This window comes from Xanthomonas axonopodis pv. maculifoliigardeniae (assembly GCF_041519315.1).
Classification (GTDB): domain Bacteria; phylum Pseudomonadota; class Gammaproteobacteria; order Xanthomonadales; family Xanthomonadaceae; genus Xanthomonas; species Xanthomonas euvesicatoria.
Window position 1 is genome coordinate 746,561 of sequence record NZ_CP167998.1, and the last position, 23,338, is coordinate 769,898.

Below are 23,338 nucleotides of genomic sequence, written 5' to 3' on the forward strand. Positions count from 1 at the left end.
CATGGCAGCAGGCAGATGCAGGACAGCGACGCTGCATCGCAGGGGATTGGCAGGCGCATGCGCCATGGCCTTGCTCGCACGCAGCGCAGTGGCCGTTGCAGCGGAAGCGCCGCAAGTCACCTGGTTGGACCGTATCGAGGTGACCGCCACGCCGATCCCGGGCACCACCATCGATGCGGCGCAATTGCCGTACATGGTGCAGTCGGCAAGCAATGCCGAACTGTCGCGTGGGCGCAGCAACAACCTGAGCGATCTGCTGCAGCGCCGCTTCGTGGGCGTGGACGGTAACGACGTGCAGGGCAGTGCGTTCCAGAACGATCTCACCTTCCATGGCTTTCGTGCGTCGGCGCTGCCGGGCGCCTCGCAGGGGGTGTCGGTGTATCTGGATGGCGTGCGCTTCAACGAACCGTTCGCCGATATCGTCAGCTGGGACATGCTGCCCGAAGCGGCAATCAGCGCCGTGACGCTGATGCCGGGTTCCAACCCGCTGTTCGGGCCGAACACGCTGGGTGGCGCGGTGGTGCTGTCTACCGCCTCCGGGCTGACCGCGCCCGGATTACAGGGGGAAGCGAGCATCGGCAGCGGCACGCGCAAGCGGCTGGATGCCAGTTACGGCGTTGCCGGCGCCGACGGCTGGCATGGCTTTGTCGCGCTGACCGGCTTCGACGAAAACGGCTGGCGCGCTGCCTCCGAAGGCCGGCTTGGCACCGTGTTCGGCAAGGTCGGTAAGCAAGGCGAGCAGACCGACTGGAGCCTGTCGCTGCTGCACGGGCGCAGCCGTCTGATCGGCAATGGTCTGCTGCCCGATACACGCTACACCGACGAAGGTCCGGAGCCCGGCTTGTATCGCGCCGATCGGCGCTCGGTCTACACATCGCCCGATCTCACCCGCAATCGCACTACGCTATTGAGCGTGCAGCTGGACCATCGTTTCGATGCAGACACTGCGCTGCACGCGCTGGCTTATTCGAAGATGGGGCGGCGCGACACCGTCAATGGCGACATCGGGCAGGACTACGAGGAATTCGTCGAAGAGTGCGCTTCCGGTTACGCCACCGATGGCAGCGCACTGGATGCCGATTGCGACGTCGCCCGCACCGATGCCGACACGCTGCACACCGGCGCGCTCAACACCACCCAGATGCGTCAGCACGCGCAGGGCGTTGCGCTCAATCTGAGCATGCAATGGGGCGCGCATGCGCTCACCACCGGCGCCACTTTCGATCGCGGCCATGTGCGTTATCGGCAATTCGCCCGCGACGGGTGGGTGCAGCCCGACCGCTCGGTCGTTGCAGATCCGGCGACAGACCGCGCGTTCTTTTCCGGCGTGCGCGGCAGTACGCAGACATTGGGCGTGTTCCTGGCCGACACCTGGGCACTGGACGATGCCACCCATCTCACCGCCGCGGTGCGCTGGAATCATGTGGTGGTGGACAACGTTCTTTCCACCGCCGACGACGGCGACCGCCCACGCGAGCGCTTCGTTTATGCCAAAGCCAACCCGTCGCTGGGGCTGACCCGGCGGCTCGCATCGGCGGTGACGCTCTACGGCTCGGTCGCGCAGAACAGCCGTGCACCGACCGCCATCGAATTGGGCTGCGCCGATCCCACTCAGCCATGTCGGTTGCCGACCGGTCTGCAGGCCGATCCGCGCCTGGAGCAGATCATCTCGCGCACCTACGAACTGGGCGCGCGCTGGACGCCGTCGGCCGATCGCAACGCCACGCTGTCGGTCTACCGCGCCGACAATCGCGACGACATTCTGTTCTTGCGCGCACCGGATACGCAGTTGGGTTACTTCGACAATGTCGGCCGCACGCGCTATCAGGGCGTGGACGCGGCACTGCATCTGCGCAGCGGCGATTGGCAGTGGTCGGCCGGCTACAGCTACCTGGATGCCACTTACCGCAGCGACGGCCAATTGCTGTCCGGCGAGCGTGTGATCGCGCTGCGGCCGGGACTGCGGATCGCCGCGCTACCGCGGCACAACCTCAAGCTCGGGGTGGAGTGGCAACGCGATGCGCTGACGCTGGGCGTGGGCGTGCGTGCGGTCTCCGGGCGGGTGGCCAGCGGCAACGAAGATGGCCAGGTCGACAATGCCGAAGAAGGCCAGGCCGCGCCCGACCGTATCGACATCGGCACCGCCGGCTATGCCCTGGTCGACCTGCAGGCGCGCTGGACCATCAACGCGCGGGTGTCGCTGTTCGCCCGGATCGACAACGTCTTCGACCGCCGCTACGCCACCTATGCCGCCGTGGCCGAAGACGTGTTTCCCGACGGCGGACTCGCGCGCCCGCAGGATGCGCCAGTGGAAACCGGCCCGGCACGATTTCTCGCACCGGGGGTGCCCCGGCAGTACCTGATCGGCGTGCGCTGGGCGCTTTGATCGCGGGACATCGGGAATCGGGAATCGGGAATCGGGAATCGGGAATCGTAGAGCGTCAGCGCGCTGCTTTTATCTATTCCCGATTCCCGATTCACCCGGTCTCCAGCCCGTGCTTGCGCAACTTGCGATACAGGGTGTTACGGCTGATGCCCAGGGCATCGGCGGTGCGGCTGACATTCCAGCGATGGCGTTCGAGTTGTTGCTGCAGCACCAGCCGTTCGGCCTGATCCAATGCAACGCGGCCGGGCATATCGTCGGCCGCGACCGCGCGCGCATCGACCAGGCAAGGAGCGCTGCCCGCGTCGACGATCTCCTGCGGCAGATTCGGCAGGCGAATCACCTCGTCACTGCACAGCACGGCCGCCGTGCGCAGCACATTGCGCAATTGGCGCAGGTTGCCCGGCCAGGCGTAGCTGAGCAGCTTGTGCAGCGCATCTTCGCTGATGCGCACGCTGCGCTCGCTGTTTTCCTCGCGCAACAGGGTGCGGATCAGTTCGGCCTTGTCGCTGCGTTCGCGTAGCGGCGGCAGATGCAGCACCACGCCGTTGAGGCGGTAGTACAGGTCCTCGCGGAATTCGCCGGCGGCCACCATCTGCGCCAGGTCGCGGTGGCTGGCGCTGATCACGTGCAACTCCAGCGGCATTGCCCGGTCGCTGCCCAGCGGGGTCACGCTCTGTTCTTCGAGCACGCGCAGCAGCCGCGTCTGCAGCGGCAGCGGCATGTCGCCGATTTCGTCCAGGAACAAGGTGCCACCGCTGGCCTGCAGCAGCTTGCCGTGGCGGCCTTCGCGCGCGGCGTCGGTGAACGCGCCGCGCGCGTAGCCGAACAGTTCGCTCTCGATCAGCGCCTCGGGAATCGCCGCACAGTTCACCGCCACGAACGGCCGCGCCGCCCATGGCGAGCCGCGGTGCACCGCCTTGGCGAACTCCTCCTTGCCGGTGCCGGTGGCGCCGCACAGCAGGATCGACACGCGATGCGCGACCAGCTTCAGCGCGTTGTCCAGGTTGTGGCGCATGCGCGGATCGGAGCCGACGTGCTCGCGTGCGTAAGCGGCCTCGCCATCGTCGGCGGGGGTGGCGTGTGCGCCGCCAGCAACCGCGTTGCGGCGCGGCGGCTGCGCCAGGGCGAAGAAACGGCGCCCGTGGCAGGCGCAGCGGATCGACCAGAGCGTGCTGGCAGCGTTGCGCGCGCGCTGCTCCACGGTGTCGAAGTCCAGCTGCATCACCTGCGAGATGTCGCGCCCGACCAGCAGGCTGCGGTCGCCCTTGCCGAGCTGTTCCAGCGCCGCTTCGTTGACGGCCAGCACGCAGCCGTCGGCGCCGATCGCCATCAGCGCCTCGTGCAACAGGCCGGCGAACTCCGGGCGGCTGTGGAAGCGCAGGATCCACGCGTGCCGATACTGCTCCAGAAAATACGAACGCGCGATCTGTGCCGCCGACATGCGCACCAACGCGCTGGTGTGGCGCTGTACCAGCTTGGTGTCGCGCGCGTCCGGCGTGGACGCATCCAGCACCGCCAGCAATTGCCCGTGCGGGTCGAGGATCGGCGCACCGCTGCACGACAGCGGCAGGTGCCGGGCCAGATAATGCTCGCCGCGATGTACGCCTAGCGCGCTGCGCTCCACCGCGCAGGTGCCGATACCGTTGGTGCCCTGGTAGCGCTCGGCCCAGCTGGCGCCGCAAAACAACCCGGTCTGGCGGAATTCGCGCAGCAGTGCCGGGTCCTGCACGCTGTGCAGCAAGGTCGCCTCGGCGTCGGCGAACACCACGGCATAGCCGCCGCCGGCGATCTGCTCGTAGAGGTTCTCCATCTCCACCTTGGCGATGCGCAGCACTTCCTCGAGCCGCTGCTGGCGCTCGCGCAGCCCGCTGCCGTCGTGGACCATCGGCAACGGGGGGGCATCCGGACTCAGCCCATACTCGTCCAGGCAGCGCTGCCACGAGCGCGCCAGCGCCGGCGGCAGCGGTTCGATCTGGCGGAAGCGGCGCATCCGCGCCAGCAGCGCCGATTCGGCCTGGGCATCGGACAAGGGCCCGGCCGTGGCCTGCAGGAGGTTGGCGACAGTCACTTCCGACACGTGGCGCTTCCTCGGTCCCTACCCGGGGCCAGAGCGGCAGTGACGCATAAACCGGGGCGAGGCTCAAACCGCGGTGCAGCAAACGCCGGGGATGCGGATTCGGGATTCGGGATTGGCAAAAGCGGCTCGGCTGGGGGCGGCTGCCTTTTCGCCCCCAAAACGAAAAAACCGCGCCATCGCGCGGTTCCTCGTGGCCTCGAGGCGCCAGGACCCAGCTTTTATGACTCCCGACTCCCGAATCCCCACCTCCCGGCTACAACGCGTAGCCGAACTGCTGCTTGAACTGGTCGTTGAACTCGGCGAAGTCGAAGCGCTGGTTCTGGGTGCCCGGGTGTTCCACTTTCAGCGCGCCCATCAGGTTGCCCATGCGGCCGATGGTCAACCAGTCGTAGCCGCCCTGGATGCCGTAGATCAGCCCGGCGCGGAATGCATCGCCGCAGCCGGTCGGGTCGACCACGCGGCGCTCGTGCGCCGGCGGAATGTCGTAGGTCTTTTCCGGCGTATGCACCAGCGCGCCCTTCGGGCCCTGCGTGGTGATGTAGGCCTGCACGCGCGAGACGATGTCTTTTTCGTCCCAGCCGGTGCGTTCCTGCAACAGGTTCGACTCGTAGTCGTTGACCACTACGTACTGGGCCTGTTCGATGAACTGGCGCAGCTCCGGGCCGTTGAACAGCGGCATCGCCTGGCCGGGGTCGAAGATGAAAGGGATGCCGCCGGCAGCGAACTCTTCCGCGTTCTGGATCATGCCTTCGCGCCCGTCCGGGCCGACCAGGCCCAGGGTCACGCCCGGCACATCCTTCACGTGGTTTTCGTAGCTGCGCATCATCGCGCCCGGATGGAAGGCGGTGATCTGGTTGTTGTCGTGGTCGGTGGTGATGAACGCCTGCGGGGTGAACAGGTCGTCGATGATCTTCACCCGCGACAGGTCGATGCCCAGCGTTTCGAAGTGTTCGCGGTACGGGCCGAAATCCTGGCCGACGGTGCCCATCGGGATCGGCGCGCCGCCGAGCAGATGCAGGTTGTAGGCGATGTTGCCGGCGCAGCCGCCGAACTCGCGGCGCATGCGCGGCACCAGGAACGACACATTCAGGATATGCACCTTGTCCGGCAGGATGTGGTTCTTGAACTGGTCCGGAAACACCATGATGGTGTCGTAGGCGAGGGAACCACAGATCAGTGCGGACATCGAGTCGGGCCTTTGCGTTGGGAAAACCCGCCAATTGCCGGGCATGGCAGCGGGACGGCGCGTGCGCCGCGGCGCAAAGGGTAACGGCTGCGGCCGATCAGGGCCACAACCGCATGCCATGGCCGGCGTGACCGCCACATGAAAACGGGGGCGAAATCGCCGATTTTTCCTTGCTCACCCCGGGGGGGATTGCTAGGCTAGCCGACTTCGTTTTCTGCCCAAATTTTCGCCAGTCTGGCGGCGGGCACGCGACTCACCCAGGAACGACTCCCTCGATGTTCAAGAAACTCCGCGGCATGTTCTCCAACGACCTGTCCATCGATTTGGGCACGGCCAATACGCTGATCTACGTGCGCGGACAGGGCATCGTGCTGAACGAGCCGTCGGTGGTTGCGGTGCGGCAGGATCGCGCAATCGGCGGCACGCGCTCGGTCGCTGCCGTCGGCGCGGAGGCCAAGCAGATGCTCGGCCGTACCCCCGGCCACATCACCACCATCCGCCCGATGAAGGACGGCGTCATCGCCGACTTCACCTACACCGAGGCGATGCTGAAGCACTTCATCAAGAAGGTGCACAAATCGCGCTTCCTGCGCCCCAGCCCGCGCGTGCTGGTGTGCGTGCCGGCCGGCTCCACGCAGGTCGAGCGCCGCGCCATCAAGGAATCTGCGGAAGAGGCCGGTGCGCGCGATGTGTATCTGATCGAAGAGCCGATGGCCGCAGCGATCGGCGCCGGCATGCCGGTGACCGAGGCGCGCGGTTCGATGGTCATCGACATCGGCGGCGGCACCACCGAAGTGGCGGTGATCTCGCTCAACGGCATCGTGTACTCGCAATCGGTCCGTGTGGGCGGCGACCGTTTCGATGAGTCGATCACCAATTACGTGCGCCGTAACCACGGCATGCTGATCGGTGAAGCCACCGCCGAGCGCATCAAGCTGCAGATCGGCTGCGCCTACCCGCAGGACGAGGTGCAGGAGATGGAAATCTCCGGCCGCAACCTCGCCGAGGGCGTGCCGAAGATGATCAAGATCAACTCCAACGAAGTGCTCGAAGCGCTGCACGAGCCGCTGTCGGGCATCGTCTCGGCGGTGAAGCTGGCGCTGGAGCAGACCCCGCCGGAACTGTGTGCCGACGTGGCCGAGCGCGGTATCGTCCTTACCGGTGGCGGCGCGCTGCTGCGCGACCTGGACCGCCTGATCTCCGAAGAAACCGGCCTGCACGTGCAGGTGGCCGACGATCCGCTCACCTGCGTGGCCCGCGGCGGCGGCCGTGCGCTGGAGCTGGTGGACATGCACGGCAACGAGTTCTTCGCGCCGGAGTGAAGCGCTCGGGATTAGGGAGTCGGCATTCGGGATTCGCAAAGCGTGTCCCGGCCTTCGGCCTTGACCGATTGCGGTGTAGCCCTGTTTGTCTAACGCTTAGTCGTACCGGGGGCCGCCAACTGCTCCTCGAATCCCCAATACCTAATCCCGAATCCCGGCCTTAACGTGCCCTCCTACGCCGGTCCTCCCGTCGCCTCCCGTCCGGGCGAAGTCACCTCCACGCTGCGGCTGCTGGTTTATCTGGTGCTGGCGGTGGTGCTGATCGCGCTCGATAGCCGCGGTGGCTGGCTGAGCCAGGTGCGCATGCAGGCCAATCTGCTGATCCAGCCGATCTGGGCGGTGGCCGGGCTGCCGGGGCGCATCGGCTCGCAGGTGCGCGACAACGCCGCAACGCATGCGCAACTGGTGGAAGAGACCCGGGATCTGCGCAATCAGCTATTGGTCGCCAATGCGCGCCTGACCCGGTTGCAGACCGCGGCCCTGGACAACGCGCAACTGCGCGAACTGCTCAACGTGGCCGAGCGCCGCGGTCTGGATGTGCAACTGGCGCCGATCCTGAACATCGATCTGGATCCGACGCGCCAACGCCTGCTGCTGGACGCCGGTAGCCGCGAAGGGGTGGTGCTGGGCCAGGCGGTGATCGATGCCGGCGGCCTGATGGGACAGGTGATCGAAGTCACCCCGCTGCATTCCACCGTGTTGCTGCTCACCGACCCCGACCACGCCGTGCCGGTCAGCGTGGCGCGCAATGGCGTGCGGCTGATCGTCTACGGGCGCGGCGACCGCCTGGAACTGCGCGACATCCCGCTCAGTGCCGGCGTGCAGGTGGGCGATGAAATCGTCACCTCGGGCTTGGGCGGCCGCTTCCCGGCCGGCTTCCCGGTCGGCAAGGTCTCCGAACTGCATCCCGACGATACCCACGCCTTCCTGGTCGGCGAACTGACCCCGGCCGCCAAGCTCGATCGCGGCCGCGATGTGTTGCTGCTGCGTGCCGGCAAGCCGTTGCGGTTGGTGCCGGGGGCCGGGATTGGGGATTCGGGAGTTGGGATTCGCAACAGCGACAACAGCAACGGCGGCGCGGCAGCCGCCAGCGCGCCGGTGGCTGCCACGCCACGCACGCCGGTGGGCGGGATTTCCAACGTAATGATTGATACCGCGCGTCCGACGGCCGCTGCGGCATCGGGCACCGGCACTGTTCCCGCGCCGCGCACACAGTCCGTGTCGACACCTGCCGCGCCTGGTGTCCAGTCGGCCCGCGCATCAGCGTCAGCATCCAGCGGCCACGCCAGCCTGCCGGCCAGTCCTCCTGGGTCGAACGGCCCTGAACTCCAGACCCGCGGTTCCCGCGCAGCGTCATCGCAGGGCTCACAGGCTTCAGGGAGTGGAGACGCTGGAAGGGGCAACGGCAACGGCAACGGCAACGCCGCACCAGCACAGGCGGCCGCTTCTAACCAATCCCCAATCCCCAATCCCCAATCCCGTTCTTCTCCGCAGGAGACGGACCAATGACCCGCATGCGCAACACCTGGATCCTGCCGGCGAGCATCTTCATTGCGCTGGTCCTGGGCCTGCTGCCGTTGCCGATGGTGGTGCAGCCGCTGCGGCCGTACTGGCTGGCGCTGGTGCTGGCGTATTGGGTGATCGAGGAGCCGGACCGGGTTGGGCTGGGCCTGGCCTTCGTGGCCGGCGTGCTGGCTGATCTGCTGTATGGCGGGCTGCTCGGCGAACAGGCGCTGCGGCTGGTGATCATGACCTTCATCCTGCAGCGCTTCCGCGCGCGCATGCGTTTTTTCCCGGTCTCGCAACAGGCGCTGGCCATCGGCGGGCTACTGCTCAACGACCGCATCGTATCTTCGGCGGTGCATCTGGCGGTGGGCGAGCCGACCCTGCCGTGGAGCTACTGGTGGGCGCCGCTGCTGGGCATGGCGCTGTGGCCGCCGCTGTTCGTGGTGCTGGATGCGGTGCGGCTGGGCAAGCGGGGCAAGAAGTAAGCCATGCACGGGCGCCGTCATCCCAAGAATCCGCATGCGGAGGCCGAACAGTTCCGCCGTCGCGCGGTGCTGGGCTTTGTGATGGTGGTGATCTGCCTGGTCGGCCTGGGCGGCTGGTATTTCAAGTTGCAGGTGCTCGACCACGAGGTCTACGCCACGCGTTCGGAGGCCAACCGCATCAAGCCCAAACCGGTGGTGCCCGGGCGCGGCATGATCTACGACCGCACCGGCCGGCTGCTGGCCGAAAACGTGCCGGCCTTCCGTCTGGACGTGACCCCCGACAAGGTCGCCGACATGAACGCCATGCTGGACGCGTTGGGCAAGGTGATCCCGATCGCGCCGGAGGATCTGGAACGCTTCAACCGCGAGCGCCGCGCACGCCGCAGCTTTTTGCCGGTGACGCTCAAGCTGCGCATGAGCGATGAAGAGATGGCACGGTTCGCGGTGGAGCGCTGGCGCTTCCCCGGCGTGGAGCTGGAGCCGTATCTGACCCGGCGTTATCCCTACGGCCCGTTGTTCGCGCACATCATCGGTTATGTGGGCCGGATCGACGAAAAAGACCTGGCAGTGCTGGGCGAGGGCAATGCTGCGCTCACCCATATGGGCAAATCCGGGCTGGAGCGCTACTACGAGCAGGATCTGCGCGGGCAGGTCGGTTACGAGCAGGTCGAAACCAATGTGCAGGGGCGGGCCATCCGCACCGTCGGCCGGGTCGCCCCGCAGTCGGGTGCGGATCTGCGCCTGTCGGTAGACGCCGACCTGCAGCGCGCGATGGTGGCCGCCTTCGGCGAGCACGAAGGGGCGGCCATTGCGATGGACCCGCGCACCGGCGAGATCCTGGGCATGGTCAGCCTGCCCAGCTACGACCCCAACCTGTTCGTCAACGGCATCTCGCATACCGATTTCAAGATGCTCAACGACAACCCGTCCCGGCCGCAGTTCAACCGGCTGGTGCTGGGCGGCGTGGCGCCGGGCTCCACGCTCAAGCCGCTGATCGCGTTGGCCGGTTTGGACAGCGGCCTGCGACGGCCGGAAGACCGGGTGCTGTCCACCGGCATGTTCTACCTGCCCGGCGTCAGCCGCGGTTGGGGCGATTCGCACCGCGGCGGGCATGGCTGGACCGACCTGCGCAAGTCGATCGCCCAGTCGGTCAATACCTACTACTACCGCCTGGCGGTGGATATGGGCATCGAGCGCTTCGACCACTACATGTCCGAGTACGGCTTCGGCCAGCCTACCGGGGTGGACCTGCTGGGCGAAATCGGCGGCATCCTGCCGTCGCCGGCCTACAAGTACAAGACGCGCAAGGAGCGCTGGTATCCCGGCGACACGGTCAACATCGCCATCGGCCAGGGCGACTGGAAGGTCACGCCGCTGCAGCTGGTGCGCGGCGTCTCGGCGATCGCCAGTGGCCTGCTGCTGCGCCCGCACCTGGTGCTGGAAGAACGCACCGGTTTCGATCATCCCTGGGAGCCGATGATCCAGCCGCCCGGCAAGCCGCTCAGCCAGAACCCGGCGCATCTGCAGGTGGTGCGCGAAGGCATGATGGACACCATGCGGCCCGGCGGCACCGGCTATGCGATCACCCCGGGCGCGCCGTACCAGATGGCGGGCAAGACCGGCACCGCGCAGGTGGTCAGCCGCAAGGGCGTGGCGGCAGTGGACCCGCGCAGCCTGCCGTTGCACCTGCGTCACCGCGGCCTGTTCGTCGGCTTCGCGCCGGCCGACAACCCGGTCATCGCGGTGGCGGTGGCGGTGGAAGGCGGCGGTTTCGGCACCAGTTCGGCGGCGCCGATCGCACGCAAGATCTTCGATGCCTGGCTGCTGGGCAAGATGCCCGCCGGTCTGGAGCCGCTGGACAGCGAGCTGGGCATGACCGCCGTGGGCGTCAATCAGTTCGAAGCCGGCGTCACCGACGCGCGCGCCGCCGGCGACGCCGCCGCTGCCACGCTGGACGAGCTGCCGGTGGTGATCGGCCAGAGCGCCGTTGCGCTGGACCCCAACACTCCCGCGCAACCGGTGGTGCCGGATGTGCCGGACGCGGTGCAGGAGACCGACCATTGAGCGACATCCTGCGCTGGTTGGTGGACATGGCTGCGCGCTTTACGCGCAGCCTGGACTGGGTGCTGTGCCTGGCGCTGGGCGGCCTGATGGCCATCGGTCTGTCGGTGCTCAAGAGCGCCGGCGGCACTGCCAATGGCGAGCACCTGATGCTGGCGCAGGGCATCCGCTTCATTATCGGGGCAGCAGCGATGTGGGGCATTTCACGCATGTCGGTACTGCGCCTGCGCGCCTGGACACCGTGGGTGTACGGCTTGTCGATGCTGCCGCTGCTGGCGGTCTTCGCGCTGGGCACCGGTAAGTACGGCCGGCAGTGGCTGGACCTGAAAGTGTTCTACCTGCAGCCGGCAGAGCTGCTCAAGATCAGCCTGCCGATGATGGCGGCCTGGTATCTCCACCGCATGCCGCTGCCGCCGCGCATTGCCACCGTGCTGGTGACCGGCGTGATTATCGGCGTGCCCACCGCGCTGATCATGTTGCAGCCGGACTTCGGCACCGGCGTGTTGATTGCTGCCAGCGGCGTGTTCGTGCTGTTGCTGGCCGGCCTGCCGTGGTGGTGGGTGGCCGTTGGTGTGGGCGGTGTGTCCGCGGCTGCGCCGGTGGCGTGGTTCTGGCTGCTGCGGCCGTACCAGAAGGACCGCATCATGATGTTCCTCAACCCCGAAAACGACGCGCTTGGCGCGGGTTGGAACATCATCCAGTCAAAGATCGCGATCGGTTCGGGCGGGTTGAACGGCAAGGGCTGGGGTCTGGGCTCGCAATCGCACCTGAACTTCATTCCCGAACAGACCACCGACTTTGCGTTTTCCGTGCTCAGCGAAGAATTCGGCTGGATCGGTGTCGCCACCGTGCTGACCCTGTACCTGATCGTCATCGGCCGCTGCCTGTGGATCGCCTCGCAGGCGCGCGACACCTATTCGCGCCTGGTTGCCGGCGCCACCGGCCTGGCGTTCTTCGTCTACGTGCTGGTCAACGGCGGCATGATCTCCGGCCTGCTACCGGTGGTGGGCGTGCCGATGCCGCTGATGAGTTACGGCGGCACCTCGGCGGTGTCGCTGCTGGCCGGCCTGGGCCTGGTCATGGCAGTAAAGTCGCATCGCCCGGTGCACGGGTACTGAGCCGTCCCGAAAATATGCCGTTCAAGCACCGATGCGCGCAGCGACTGAAATAAGGCGCTCGAAGATGTCCATGCCATCGCGCCGAGCACGGCAATCATATGCGCCACGACCTCGTTCATTCCCGCATTGTCCGGCAGGCACTTTCCGCCAGCGCCGGGATCGTACGGCAGGTGCGCCTTGAACATTGTCCCTTTTGCTGGCGACGCGGCAGCCCCTGGCAGGAAGGGCTGCCGCGCGTGTCAGTGGCTGAGCGTTGCGGCCTTATTGGGAAACCCGGATGCTGCCGTTAACGTCGATAAAGACTTGAAACACGTTGCCGACTGTGAAAGTCGGCTGGTTCAGGGTTCGCAGCGCAGTGCCGAGTCTGCAGTCGGTCGTGCTGAATCCACCCACTTGAAATGTGGAGCCGACAAGAACCGAGGCAAGGGTTGTGGTCCTGCCGTTCGAAGGTACCGGGGTGCAGCTCCATCCGCTGCGAACTTTGACGTTCTGTACGAAAATTGCTTTCACGCCGGGGTTTTTATTTGTCGCAAAAATGGGAACGGCCTGCTGCGCGCTGGCCGTCGTGGCGACTCCCGCTGCCAATGCGAGCAAGGCACAGCATGCGGCTTTCCTGAAATCACGTGCGTTCGAATATATGGTCATTTAAATTTTATTTGGGTTGGAGAAGGGCGGCCTGTTGCAGGCTGCGGGGGATATCGCCAGTGGCGCATTTAATTGTTGCCTGAGCGTCGCGCATTTTGTCTATAGTGAAGTTAATGGATAAGATGGAATTGCGGAGAAAGTCACGAAAGCGCGTGGGTCGGATATGGATGTATATAACGGGGAATTTTATCTAATATAATTCGAGTAAATGGAGCGGTGGGCCGGGGTATTATTTGCCACTGAAAACTACGCGAATTAAATTCACTGGTGCCCTTGGATAAACTGGTCAAGCCGGCCGCGTGTGGTGACTGGAATGTTGGCTCAACAAGACCCATGCCATCGCGCGTGCAAGGCACCTAGGAGCGCAGTCCTGTGCAGCAGCCAGCGCAGGTGATCGTCGGCCGCTCGCCGTCGGGCAGATGCAGTGCATCGCCATGGCTGCTTCAGTCGGCATCGACGGCGATGGCAGTCGGCGTTCAGACGGAGGATCGCCACTCTGCTGAGGGCTCTTGATCCGGCGACCTTGAAGTCGCGTCGGCGTCTGGAGTTTTGCGGGAGCCTGTAAAAAACGGCTCCCTGGGCGACTGGTTCGGTGCCACGGTGGCCGATTCGCAATCGCTGCCGCCAGCTGCGCCGGGCGCTTGTAGAGTCCGCACGCTGGCGCGACTGCGTCGATCGCAACGTGCAGGCGACACATTCCTTCGCATTCGAGTGATCTCCCCGATGAAACTGCTCGCCACCGCCATCGGCGGTGCCTGTCTGGCGCTGGCCGGTCATGCCGCCGCCATCGATTTCGCCACTGGCGATTCCCGTCCGCTGTCCGAGCCGGTCGTTCCGGCCACCTGCAAGCTGCTGCGTGCCGGCCGGACCGCCAGCGATCGCCAATTCGACCCGGCATTGGAAAGCGCGCCGCCCGATACCCAGGCCATCCAGACCGCGCTGACCGATTGCGCCAGCAAGCACGGTAGCGTGTTGTTGACCACCGGCAGCGGCGACGCCTTCCTGACTGGCCCGTTGTCGATCCCCGCTGGCGTGACACTGGTCGTCGATCAAGGCGTCACCGTGTACGGCTCGCGCAACCCGGCCGACTACGGCAACGGTTGCGGTACGGCAGGCGCCAGAAGCGGAGGCTGCCTGCCGTTGATCGCCATCAAGGGCGCTCGATCCGGCGTGATGGGGGTGCGCCGCAATGGCCACCAGGGCACCATCGATGGCCGCGGCGATCTGCCCATGCTGGGCAAGACCACCACCTGGTGGGAGTTCGGCGAGGCCGCCAAAGGCGCCGGCCAGGTGCAGAACAGCCCGGACCTGGTCAAGTTGCAGAACGCCAGCGCTTTCACGCTCTACGACATCAACCTGGTCAATGCACCGTACTTCCATTTCTTTGCGCATATCGTCGACGGCCTGACCATTTGGGGCGTGCGCGTGAAGTCGCCGGCCACCAGTCCCAATACCGACGCGCTGGACCTGGACAGTGTGCTCAATGCCACCATCCAGGACAGCGACGTGATGAGCGGCGATGATGGCGTGGCGATCAAGACCATTGCGTCCAGGTCGGCCAACATCAGCGTGCTGAATTCGCGCTTCTATGGCACCCACGGCATCTCGATCGGTAGCGAATTGATGTCCGGTGTCAGCAACGTGCTGGTCGACAACAACGTCATCGTATCCACCGATGCCAACGGCAATCGCAGCACCGACAACAATGGCCTGCGCATCAAGACCAGCCTGGCCAAGGCAGGGGCGGTCGACCTGGTGACCTACCGCAACACCTGCCTGTACGGAGTGAGCAACCCGCTGGTGATCAATCCGTTCTACGGCAGCGCCCGCGGCGGCAACGTCCCGACCTTTCGCAGGATCGTGGTCGATGGCTTGCGCAGCGTCGACGGGCGCGGCGGCAAGGGATGGGTCCTGCAGGGTGCCGATGCGAGCGCTCCGCTCGATCTGGTGCTGGCGAACGTGGCGTCCGACAACCTCGGCAATACCACCGGCAATGCGCGGATCGGTCTGAGCAATAGCGCGTTGACGCCGAGCGGCAGCAACGTGGTGACCACCGCAGTCCAGCTCGACGGTGCGGTGCCTACCTGCCCGGGCGCTTCACAGTTTCCAGATCTATAAGCGGTGCGGCGCGACCTTCGCCGGTCGTGTCGCTGACGAGCGCTCCTGCGCAGCAGCGCAGGCCGGTTGCCAGAATGCAGCCTGTGGTCCGGAGAAGGAGGCCGACGCCGGGCTTGGCCCGCAGATCGGCAGGGCCACGCGACATTAGCGGCCTCATCCGGGTTGCACGAGCCGCGGTGCTGCCACCACCGCCAGCCGCAGGCCTTTGAAGCGCCCTTCAGCGCCCGCCGCAGATCACTGGCCGGTTCGCTCTGGCGGAGGCGGCATGCTGCGGAGAGCCTTGACATTGGCCAAAGTTCTTCGTTTTCATGGCCTTATTGCCAGAAGTTCATCTGATGTCTGTTACCCTCGGCCGATGATTCGACGCACCCTGACCTGCCTGCTCACCCTCGGCCTTGTCGCCTGCGCGACCCAGCCCAGTCCTCCGTCGCCGCCACCGGCTGCCAGCGCGCCGCCGGCCAAGCCGCCGCTTGCGCCATCGGCATCAGCACCGCCGGCCAGCGCCGCCGCCGAGGCGCCCGCGCTTCCGCCAGTCGACCTGACTCCGGTGCCGTTCGAGATCGCCCGCGCCAACTTCGTGCGCGACACCTCGGCCAGGTACGGCATCGATGCCGCGCAGATCGAAGCGGTGCTGGCGCAGGCGCAATTCAAGGACGCCATTGTCACTGCGATGTCGCGCCCGGCCGAACGGGTCAAGCCGTGGAACGAATACCGGCCGATGTTCATCACCCAGGCGCGCATCGATGGCGGCCGCAAGTTTCTCGCCGAACATCGCGCCGAGCTGAGCAAGGTCGAAGCCGCCACCGGTGTGCCCGCGCAGGTGATCGTGGCCATCATCGGGGTGGAAACCAGCTACGGCAGCAACGCCGGCAAATACCGCGTGCTGGACGCGCTGTACACGCTGGCGTTCCGCTATCCGCGCAGCGGCGACCCGGCCAAGCTCGAACGCGAAGTGCGCCGCGAACTGTTTTTCCGCGACGAACTCGCCCAGTTGTTCGCGCTCGGCAAGGAAGAGCAACTCGACGTCAGCACCCTGATCGGCAGCTATGCCGGCGCAATGGGCATGGGCCAGTTCATGCCGTCCAGCTATCGCCAGTTCGGCGTGGATGGCGATGCCGACGGCAAGCGTAATCTGTTCACCGACTACAACGACGTATTCGCCTCGATCGCCAATTACTTCGTCAAGAAGGGCGGCTGGGTGCGTGGCGGGCAGGTCGCGGTACCGGCCACGCTGGCCGCCGGGCACGAAGAATTCAATCCCACCGACTGGTCGCCGGTGTACACGCTGTCCGACCTGTCGGCGCGCGGCTATCACCCGAGCGCACCGGTGGTGGCCGGCAGCACCGCTACCCCGATCAGCCTGGACGACGCCAACGGCAAGCAGTACTGGCTGGGCTTCCAGAACTTTTACGCGATCACCCGCTACAACATTTCCAAGATGTATGCGATGGCCGTGTTCCAGCTGTCCGAGGCCATCGCCGGCAAGGAGTTACCCCCGGCATGAACAACATTGCAGGCCCCAAGTGGCTGATCCCGATGGCGCTGATGCTCGGCCTGGCGGCCTGTAGCAGCGCACCGAAGAAGACCGCCGGCGGCACCGGCAGCGGCGCGATCAAGGGTGTGAAGGTCGAAGGCAAGGGCCCGGCGTATGTCGCCACCGGTTGCCCGTCCACCTCGCCGTATGCGCCCGCCAAGGAAGATCCGTCCACGCGCGGCGACTACACCGCCGGCGGCTTGTACAAGCCCGGCGTGAAAGACTCCACGCCCGATCATGTGCCCAATGTGGCCTGCATCCCCGAGCCGCTGGTGACCAACGAGCCGCGCTCGGCGGTGGGCAATCGTTCGCCGTACGAAGTGCTGGGCAAGCGCTATGTAGTGATGGACAACCCCGGCGACTATGTCGAACGCGGCACCGCCTCGTACTACGGCAACAAGTTCCATGGCCGGCTGACCTCCAACAAGGAGGTGTACGACATGTACGCCTTCACCGCCGCGCACAAGACCTTGCCGCTGCCCAGCTTTGCGCTGGTGACCAACACCGACACCGGCCAGTCGGTGGTGGTGCGCGTCAACGACCGCGGCCCCTTCCACGACGGCCGGGTGATCGATCTGAGCTACGCCGCGGCGGTGAAGTTGGGCATCACCGGCAAGGGCACCGGCAATGTCGAAGTCCGCGGCCTGACCGAAGCCGACAACGGCAATCTGCTCGCCAAGCGCCGCAGTGGCCAGACACCGGTGAATACCGCCGTTGCCGCGGCGCGGCCGGCTGCCGGCGCCAGCCAGATCGATGGCCTGGTGCAGCGCTTGCCCACCCGCACCGTGCCGCCGCGTGCGGTCGCCACCGGTACCGCCACCGCGGTTGCCACAACTGCCGCTGCACCCACTGCCGGTGCACCGGTCACTGCGGCCGGCGAGCGTTGGCGCTACCGCGTCGCCGATTCGCGCCAACCCGGCAATGCCGACAACTTCGATGCCTGGATGAAGGCGCAGGGCGTGCGTGTGGCCACCGGCAAGCCGGCCGCTGCGGCCCCGCGACCGGCCGCGTCAGCGTCTGCCGCCGTGCCCGCCGCGGCGCCGCCAGTGGCGGTTGCGGCGGTCAAGCCGTCCGAAAGCACTGCCTCGCGCCCGCTCAAGGCCGACCCAGCGCCCGCCAAGGCGCCCAGCGTGGCCGAAGCTGCGCTCGGCGACATCCTGCTGCAGGTCGCCAGTTTCGCCAGCCGCGAAAACGCCAATCGCGCACTGTCGCAACTGGCTTCGGCGGGGATTGCCGGCGCCAGCGTCAGCGACATCGTCAGTGGCGGGCGCACGCTGTGGCGGCTACGCGTGAATGCACGCGACCATGCAAATGCGTCGGAGATTGCCCAGCGCATTGCCGGCCTCGGGTTCGGTCGCCCGCAGATCGTGGCCAATTAACGCGGCTGGGTGGGCCACTGCGACGCCGATCGAGCGTGAGCGCATCCGTCGCTTGCGCGCTGGCTGCAGTGGCGTTATCGGGAACGGCTGAGCCCACCCGGTCAGCGGGTAAACATTGTGCATCTGCATTGCGCATCTGCAAGGGATGCGAACAAGGTCGGCTTCGATATGCACGTCGCGCACGTCGCGCACGTCGGAGCCTCGCATCGTCTGCCTCCAGCTCACGCCTGCGCACCGGCGTCGCCCGTCGAATGCGCTGCAAGCAATGCCGCACGTGCGCGTGTCGCCGCATTCGGCAGTTCGCCTCGGGCACCGCAAGCGTCCGTGCGCCTGGCTGCCATCGCTGAACTGCGCAAGCGCACGCATCGCGCAACGCGTCGCCCTGATCGCCGCGGCGCCTTACAATTTCGCATTGCCCGGCTTTCGGGCCCGTCAGGAGTCGTTCTTCAATGAAATTCCGCTTCGCCGCCGCTGCCGTGGCCACGTTCGCCTTCGGCCTGGTCTGCGCCCAGACACCTGCGCCGCAGCCGACTCCTGCCGTGGCTGCCGCCCCGGCCGCCTTGCCGGTACCGCCGGCGCCCGCACCGGCCGTGTCCAAGTCCTGGATCCTGATGGACTACGCCACCGGGCAGGTGCTGGCCGGTGAAAACATCCACCAGCAGCTGGCGCCGGCCAGCATCACCAAGGTGATGACCTCCTACGTGGTCGCCGCCGAGATCAAGAACGGCAAGGTCAAGCGCGACGACCAGGTCATGATGAGCGAACGCGCCTGGCGCGAAGGCGGCGCGGGCACCGACGGCAGCTACAGCGGCTTCCCGGTCAACCAGACGGCGCGTCTGGAAGACATGGAAAAGGGCATGGCGATCCAGTCCGGCAACGATGCCGCCATCGCGCTGGCCGAGCACGTGGCCGGCAGCGAAGAAGCCTTCGCCTCGCTGATGAACAGCTACGCCGCCAAGATCGGCATGAAGGATTCGTACTTCGTCAACGCGCACGGACTGAGCGCCGAAGGGCATCACTCCACCGCCTACGACCTGGCCCTGCTGGGCCGCGCGATGGTGCGCGATTACCCGGAGACCTACGCCTACAACAAGATCAAGGAATTCCAGGTCGGCACCATCAAGCAGAGCAACCGTAACCGGCTGCTGTGGCGCGACCCGGCGGTGGACGGCATCAAGACCGGTCACACTTCCGAAGCCGGCTACTGCCTGCTGAGCTCGGCCAAGCGCGGCGATCAGCGCCTGATCGCGGTGGTGATGGGCGACAGCTCCGAAGAACAGCGCGCCACCGATAGCCTGGCGCTGCTCAACTGGGGCTTCCGCTTCTTCGAAACCCACAGCCTGTATGCGCCCGGCAAGGTCGTCACCAAGCAGAAGGTCTGGAAGGGTCAGCAGGATGAAGTGCAGCTCGGCGTGGCACAGCCGCTGCTGGTCAGCCTGCAGCGTGGCCGCTACAACGACCTCAAGCCCAGCATGGAAGTGCCCAAGAACCTGCAGGCACCGATCAAGCAGGGGCAGCAGGTTGGCACCGTGAAGGTCAGCCTGGACGGCAAGGTCATCGCCCAGGCCCCGCTGGTCGCCATCAACGCCGTCGAAGAGGGCGGATTCTTCAAGCGCCTCTGGGACGCGTTCTGGATGTGGTGGGAATCGGAGTGATCCAAAAAAAAAAGCCGGCTTTCGCCGGCTTTTTTGTTTGCGGGATTGGGGATTGGGGATTGGGGATTCGAAAAAGCGAGGGCAGCGGCGAAGCCCCGCGCTGCTCTTCCAAATCCCGCTGGCCCGCTCTTGCGAATCCCCAATCCCCAATCCCGAATCCCGAATCCCAGCCGTCAAAGCATCCGGCTAATCGTAAAACTGCCATACACCGGCGTTTCGCGCTGGGTGTCGAATTCGCGGGTACGGTGGTAGCGGGCGAGGGCGAATTTCCAGCGGCCGTACATCACTGCCAGGCCGTAGCCCACATCGCCGACGAACGGGCGCTTGTCCACGCTGTGGCTGTTGCGGAAGGTGTTGCCGTCCAGGGTGATGTCGCGGATCACCCAGCGCGCGTCGGTGGTGACGAACAGGTGGCCGGACCAGCCGCTGGCGCGCCCGAGCCGGCTGGGGGCGGTGTTTTCGCCCGCGGGGCGGGTCGGGGTGCTGCCGAAGTCGTCCGGCAGTTTCCAGCCGAAGCGCGCCTCGCCGCCTGCATTCAAGTGCGTGGCCATGTTGCCGACCGCGCCGCCCCAATGCGAAATGAAATCCCAGCCGAACCCACCGGCATTGCCGCTGGCATCGGCGGGCCAGCGATGCATGCGCTCGTGCACCAGGTTGATCAGCGGTTCGTTGTGCAGCTGGTTGTCCCAGCCCTGGAATTTCTCGTCCCCGAGTGCATCGTGGATCGCATCCTGCGCTTCCTTCGCAAGCGCCCACGGGCCGACAACGCCGACCTGCAACTGCGTGGTGCGCAGGTGCGCATCGTTACGCGCGTTGTAGCCGAAGCTCGCCAGCAGGATGCCGGCATAGGGGCGGTCGTCCGGGATGACGTCGCGGCGGGTGTAATCGGTCGGGGTGAAGATCGCCTGGCCGATGGAAAACACCATGTTCTGCTGGTCGAACTCGCCCGGGTGCAGCCGCTCCAGATAGCTGTTGACCCACCGCGCAGTCCGCGGCAGGCACGGGTCGTCGGTGTAATCGACCAGGTTCGGCGACACCAATGTCAGTACCGCGCCGTTGGAATACCCCTGGTCCTGATCCTCGCCGCCGAACAAGTCGTTATCGACACGGAAGTTCACCGCAGGCGGCGTGCGCCCAAGACGGCTGGAATCGCACTGATCCGCCGCCAGGGCCGGCAACGACAGCCCGGAGAGAGAAAGCAGCAAGGCAGCAGACAACGCGCGCGGTCGGAGCATGGAGGACCTGGGGAGGAGGGCTGGAATCGGAAAAATGCCTGCGTCTTCTGTTGCGCCGTGTGAAGTGCGTGGCCGCGACTGCAGCCTCTGCCGCTTCGGCTCGCGACCGCGTTGCCAGCTACCCATGGCTGCGTTCGGTTCATCAGCGTGGCTGCGTCACGTTTTTGGAAAGTTCGGTGCCGATCGCATGTCGGCGCTACAGACCAGCCAGGCGCGGCGATCGGCTGCAGAAGCTTGGGTTTGCCCATCGTCGGCCCGATAATAGGCGGATGGATATCAGCACCGACAACCCCGATCACGGTTTTCAATTTCCCGGCACCTTCGAGCTCAGCGCCATGGGCACGGCCGAGCGCGGACTGGAAACCGAGCTTCCGCGCCTGCTTGCTGCCACCGGCGTGGAGCTGCTGCAGGAGAGCGTGAGCTGGAAGCATTCTTCCAGCGGAAAGTATGTCTCGGTCAAAATTGGCTTCCGTGCTGAAAGCCGCGAGCAGTTCGAGGCCGCACATCAGGCGCTACGCGATCATCCGGAAGTGAAGTGGACGCTGTAGCGGCCGAGCCCGTGAGCAGCTCTACGGCTGGCTTGCCTGCGCAATTACGCGACCTCGGCCAGCAGGACTACGCGCCTGTGTGGCGTGCAATGCAGCGTTTCACCGATGCGCGTGGTGAACACACGGCCGATGAGGTCTGGGTGGTCGAGCATGCGCCGGTGTTTACGTTGGGTCAGGCCGGCAAACCCGAGCATGTGCTGGCCCCGGGCGAGATTCCGGTGCTGCAGGTCGATCGCGGCGGGCAGGTCACCTATCACGGCCCGGGCCAATTGGTCGTTTACCCGTTGCTGGATCTGCGCCGGCTGAAGATCGGTGTGCGCGATTACGTGTGCAAGATCGAGCAGGCGCTGATCGATACGCTGGAGGAGTGGAACATCGTGGCCGAGCGCCGCGACGGTGCTCCTGGCGTGTACGTGGGCGGGGCCAAGATCGCCGCGCTCGGGATTCGCGTGCGGCGTGGCTGCACCTTCCACGGGTTGTCGTTCAACGTGGCGATGGACCTGGAACCGTTCCACCGCATCAACCCGTGTGGCTACCAGGGTCTGCAGGTGACCTCGGTGCTAGACTTGGGCGGCCCCTCCGGGATGGACGCCGTCAAGGCGGTGCTGCTCGACCAGCTGGCGCGCCAGTTCGGCCTCGTGCTGCAGCCCACTTCCGCATTGCCCGACCTTTCGCTTCCGGCCTGAGCGCCCCGTATCGTCATGACCCAGCCTATCGCCCGTTCCATTCCCTTGCAGGTCGTCTCCGGCGACACCGCCGCGCCTTCGCCGCTGCAGACCGGCGTCAAGCAGATCGGTGGCGACAAGATCAACCGCTCGCCGGTGCAGTTCGTCGACGCGCCGGTGCTGCGCAAGCCGTCGTGGATCCGGGTGCGGATTCCCTCCGGCAATGCGGTACAGAACCTCAAGGCCAAGCTGCGCGAAAACCGCCTGGTCACGGTGTGCGAAGAAGCCAGCTGCCCGAACATCCACGAGTGCTTCAGCCACGGCACCGCGACCTTCATGATCCTGGGCGAGGTCTGCACGCGGCGCTGCTCGTTCTGCGACGTGGCGCATGGCCGGCCCAAGCCGCCCGACGCGAGCGAGCCGGCCAGCCTGGCCGCCACCGTTGCCGACATGGGCCTGAAGTACGTGGTGGTAACCAGCGTGGACCGCGACGACCTGCGCGACGGTGGCGCCCAGCATTTCGTCGACTGCATTTCGGCCATCCGGGCCAGTTCGCCCAACACGCGTATCGAAATCCTGACCCCGGATTTCCGCGGCAAGGGTCGCATGGACCGCGCGCTGGAGATCCTGGCGCTGAGCCCGCCGGACGTGTTCAACCACAATATCGAAACCGTGCCGGACCTGTACCCGAACGTGCGCCCCGGCGCGGACTACCAATGGTCGCTGACGCTGTTGCAGCGCTTCAAGGCGCAGCATCCGTCCATCGCCACCAAGTCCGGCATCATGCTGGGCCTGGGCGAAACGATGGAGCAGGTGCAGGCCACGCTACGCGACCTGCGCGCGCACGATGTGGACATGATCACCATCGGCCAGTATCTGCAGCCCACGCCGCACCATCATCCGGTGATGCGTTACTGGACGCCGGAGGAATACAAGGCGCTGGAAGACTACGGCAATGCGCTGGGCTTCAGTCATGTCGCCTCCGGCCCGATGGTGCGTTCGTCGTACCACGCCGATCGGCAGGCTGCAGGCGCTGGCGTCGCCGCCTGAGTCGGTAACAGGCAATCGGGCGACTGCCGCGGCCGTGTGCGATCGATGTTGGAACCAGCCGCGCGGTGCAGGTGCGTTCGATGCAGGCCGGTCCTGCGTGTTGTCGGTAGACCACTGATCGACCAGTGGCGACGTGCTACGGCCGGCCATATCGCGATGCCAATCAACGACAGCCCCGTGCATCGCGCGGGGCTGTGTCGTCTCTGGCCCATGCGGCGCGCAGCCGCAAGGTACGGTCTCGTTCACAATCCGCTACAGGCCCGGCGCTAGGCTGATTCAGCCAGCGGATGACAACGCCAGCAACTTTCGGCACTGTCATGCTGTCTGATCCGTTCACCGCCCTTCTTTCGTCGGCCTCGTGCCGAGAG

General features: G+C 66.1%; 17 protein-coding genes. 13 read left to right on the forward strand and 4 right to left on the reverse strand.

The window, feature by feature from the left end; translation table 11 throughout:
- The first annotated feature begins 1 nt into the window (after nucleotide 1).
- Nucleotides 2-2,386, forward strand: a complete 2,385-nt coding sequence (locus ACDH77_RS03225; RefSeq protein WP_372353733.1) for a TonB-dependent receptor — start codon at nucleotides 2-4, stop codon at nucleotides 2,384-2,386.
- 91 nt (nucleotides 2,387-2,477) lie between these two features.
- On the opposite strand, the gene ACDH77_RS03230 is transcribed toward ACDH77_RS03225, so the two are convergent.
- The gene (locus tag ACDH77_RS03230; protein ID WP_011346332.1) at nucleotides 2,478-4,463 is read right to left on the reverse strand and encodes a sigma-54-dependent Fis family transcriptional regulator; all 1,986 of its coding nucleotides are present in this window, start codon (nucleotides 4,461-4,463) and stop codon (nucleotides 2,478-2,480) included.
- 253 nt (nucleotides 4,464-4,716) lie between these two features.
- Nucleotides 4,717-5,649 carry a carbohydrate kinase family protein gene (locus tag ACDH77_RS03235; protein ID WP_008573357.1) on the reverse strand — a complete coding sequence of 311 codons (933 nt, stop codon included), beginning with the start codon at nucleotides 5,647-5,649 and terminating at the stop codon, nucleotides 4,717-4,719.
- Nucleotides 5,650-5,924: 275 nt separating this feature from the next.
- Here ACDH77_RS03235 and ACDH77_RS03240 point away from each other — a divergent pair, with 275 nt between their 5' ends.
- The 5 genes from ACDH77_RS03240 (at nucleotide 5,925) to rodA (ending at nucleotide 12,141) form a co-directional block, all read left to right on the forward strand.
- Complete coding sequence (locus ACDH77_RS03240) at nucleotides 5,925-6,971, forward strand: rod shape-determining protein (RefSeq protein ID WP_003482734.1); 1,047 nt, start codon at nucleotides 5,925-5,927, stop codon at nucleotides 6,969-6,971.
- Nucleotides 6,972-7,136: 165 nt separating this feature from the next.
- Nucleotides 7,137-8,480 carry a rod shape-determining protein MreC gene (gene mreC / locus ACDH77_RS03245; protein ID WP_031420977.1) on the forward strand — a complete coding sequence of 448 codons (1,344 nt, stop codon included), beginning with the start codon at nucleotides 7,137-7,139 and terminating at the stop codon, nucleotides 8,478-8,480.
- Nucleotides 8,477-8,962, forward strand: coding sequence for a rod shape-determining protein MreD (gene mreD, locus ACDH77_RS03250; protein WP_005911183.1), 486 nt, complete (start codon nucleotides 8,477-8,479; stop codon nucleotides 8,960-8,962). Before mreC ends, mreD begins: the two co-directional genes overlap by 4 nt.
- A gap of 3 nt (nucleotides 8,963-8,965) precedes the next feature.
- The gene (gene mrdA / locus ACDH77_RS03255; RefSeq protein WP_008573355.1) at nucleotides 8,966-11,026 is read left to right on the forward strand and encodes a penicillin-binding protein 2; all 2,061 of its coding nucleotides are present in this window, start codon (nucleotides 8,966-8,968) and stop codon (nucleotides 11,024-11,026) included.
- On the forward strand, nucleotides 11,023-12,141 hold the full coding sequence (rodA, locus tag ACDH77_RS03260) for a rod shape-determining protein RodA (RefSeq protein ID WP_008573354.1): 1,119 nt from the start codon (nucleotides 11,023-11,025) through the stop codon (nucleotides 12,139-12,141). Before mrdA ends, rodA begins: the two co-directional genes overlap by 4 nt.
- A 261-nt stretch (nucleotides 12,142-12,402) precedes the next feature.
- Here rodA and ACDH77_RS03265 read toward each other — a convergent pair whose 3' ends face one another.
- The gene (locus ACDH77_RS03265) at nucleotides 12,403-12,786 is read right to left on the reverse strand and encodes a hypothetical protein (RefSeq protein WP_014089325.1); all 384 of its coding nucleotides are present in this window, start codon (nucleotides 12,784-12,786) and stop codon (nucleotides 12,403-12,405) included.
- 723 nt (nucleotides 12,787-13,509) lie between these two features.
- Between ACDH77_RS03265 and ACDH77_RS03270 the strand changes: the two genes are divergently transcribed.
- The 4 genes from ACDH77_RS03270 to ACDH77_RS03285 all read left to right on the forward strand — a co-directional run bounded on the left by ACDH77_RS03270 (nucleotide 13,510) and on the right by ACDH77_RS03285 (nucleotide 19,472).
- Nucleotides 13,510-14,904: a glycoside hydrolase family 28 protein gene (locus ACDH77_RS03270; RefSeq protein WP_014089327.1), complete on the forward strand. Its 1,395-nt coding sequence runs from the start codon at nucleotides 13,510-13,512 to the stop codon at nucleotides 14,902-14,904.
- Nucleotides 14,905-15,259: 355 nt separating this feature from the next.
- Nucleotides 15,260-16,408, forward strand: a complete 1,149-nt coding sequence (mltB, locus tag ACDH77_RS03275) for a lytic murein transglycosylase B (RefSeq protein ID WP_011346339.1) — start codon at nucleotides 15,260-15,262, stop codon at nucleotides 16,406-16,408.
- Nucleotides 16,405-17,817, forward strand: coding sequence for a septal ring lytic transglycosylase RlpA family protein (locus ACDH77_RS03280; protein WP_011346340.1), 1,413 nt, complete (start codon nucleotides 16,405-16,407; stop codon nucleotides 17,815-17,817). Before mltB ends, ACDH77_RS03280 begins: the two co-directional genes overlap by 4 nt.
- Before the next feature lie 449 nt (nucleotides 17,818-18,266).
- Complete coding sequence (locus ACDH77_RS03285) at nucleotides 18,267-19,472, forward strand: D-alanyl-D-alanine carboxypeptidase family protein (RefSeq protein WP_003482723.1); 1,206 nt, start codon at nucleotides 18,267-18,269, stop codon at nucleotides 19,470-19,472.
- 173 nt (nucleotides 19,473-19,645) lie between these two features.
- On the opposite strand, the gene ACDH77_RS03290 is transcribed toward ACDH77_RS03285, so the two are convergent.
- Complete coding sequence (locus ACDH77_RS03290; protein WP_008577896.1) at nucleotides 19,646-20,707, reverse strand: lipid A deacylase LpxR family protein; 1,062 nt, start codon at nucleotides 20,705-20,707, stop codon at nucleotides 19,646-19,648.
- 269 nt (nucleotides 20,708-20,976) lie between these two features.
- Here ACDH77_RS03290 and ACDH77_RS03295 point away from each other — a divergent pair, with 269 nt between their 5' ends.
- Genes ACDH77_RS03295 through lipA form a run of 3 tightly spaced genes read left to right on the forward strand, consistent with a single transcriptional unit; the run spans nucleotide 20,977 to nucleotide 22,970 of the window.
- Complete coding sequence (locus ACDH77_RS03295) at nucleotides 20,977-21,255, forward strand: YbeD family protein (protein WP_008577897.1); 279 nt, start codon at nucleotides 20,977-20,979, stop codon at nucleotides 21,253-21,255.
- Entirely contained in the window at nucleotides 21,243-21,941 is a 699-nt protein-coding gene (lipB, locus tag ACDH77_RS03300; protein WP_029818617.1) for a lipoyl(octanoyl) transferase LipB, read from the forward strand. The genes ACDH77_RS03295 and lipB overlap by 13 nt, the downstream gene beginning before the upstream one ends.
- A gap of 15 nt (nucleotides 21,942-21,956) precedes the next feature.
- A complete protein-coding gene (gene lipA, locus ACDH77_RS03305) occupies nucleotides 21,957-22,970 on the forward strand; it encodes a lipoyl synthase (RefSeq protein ID WP_031420987.1) in 1,014 nt (337 codons plus the stop codon).
- Nucleotides 22,971-23,338 lie beyond the last annotated feature (368 nt).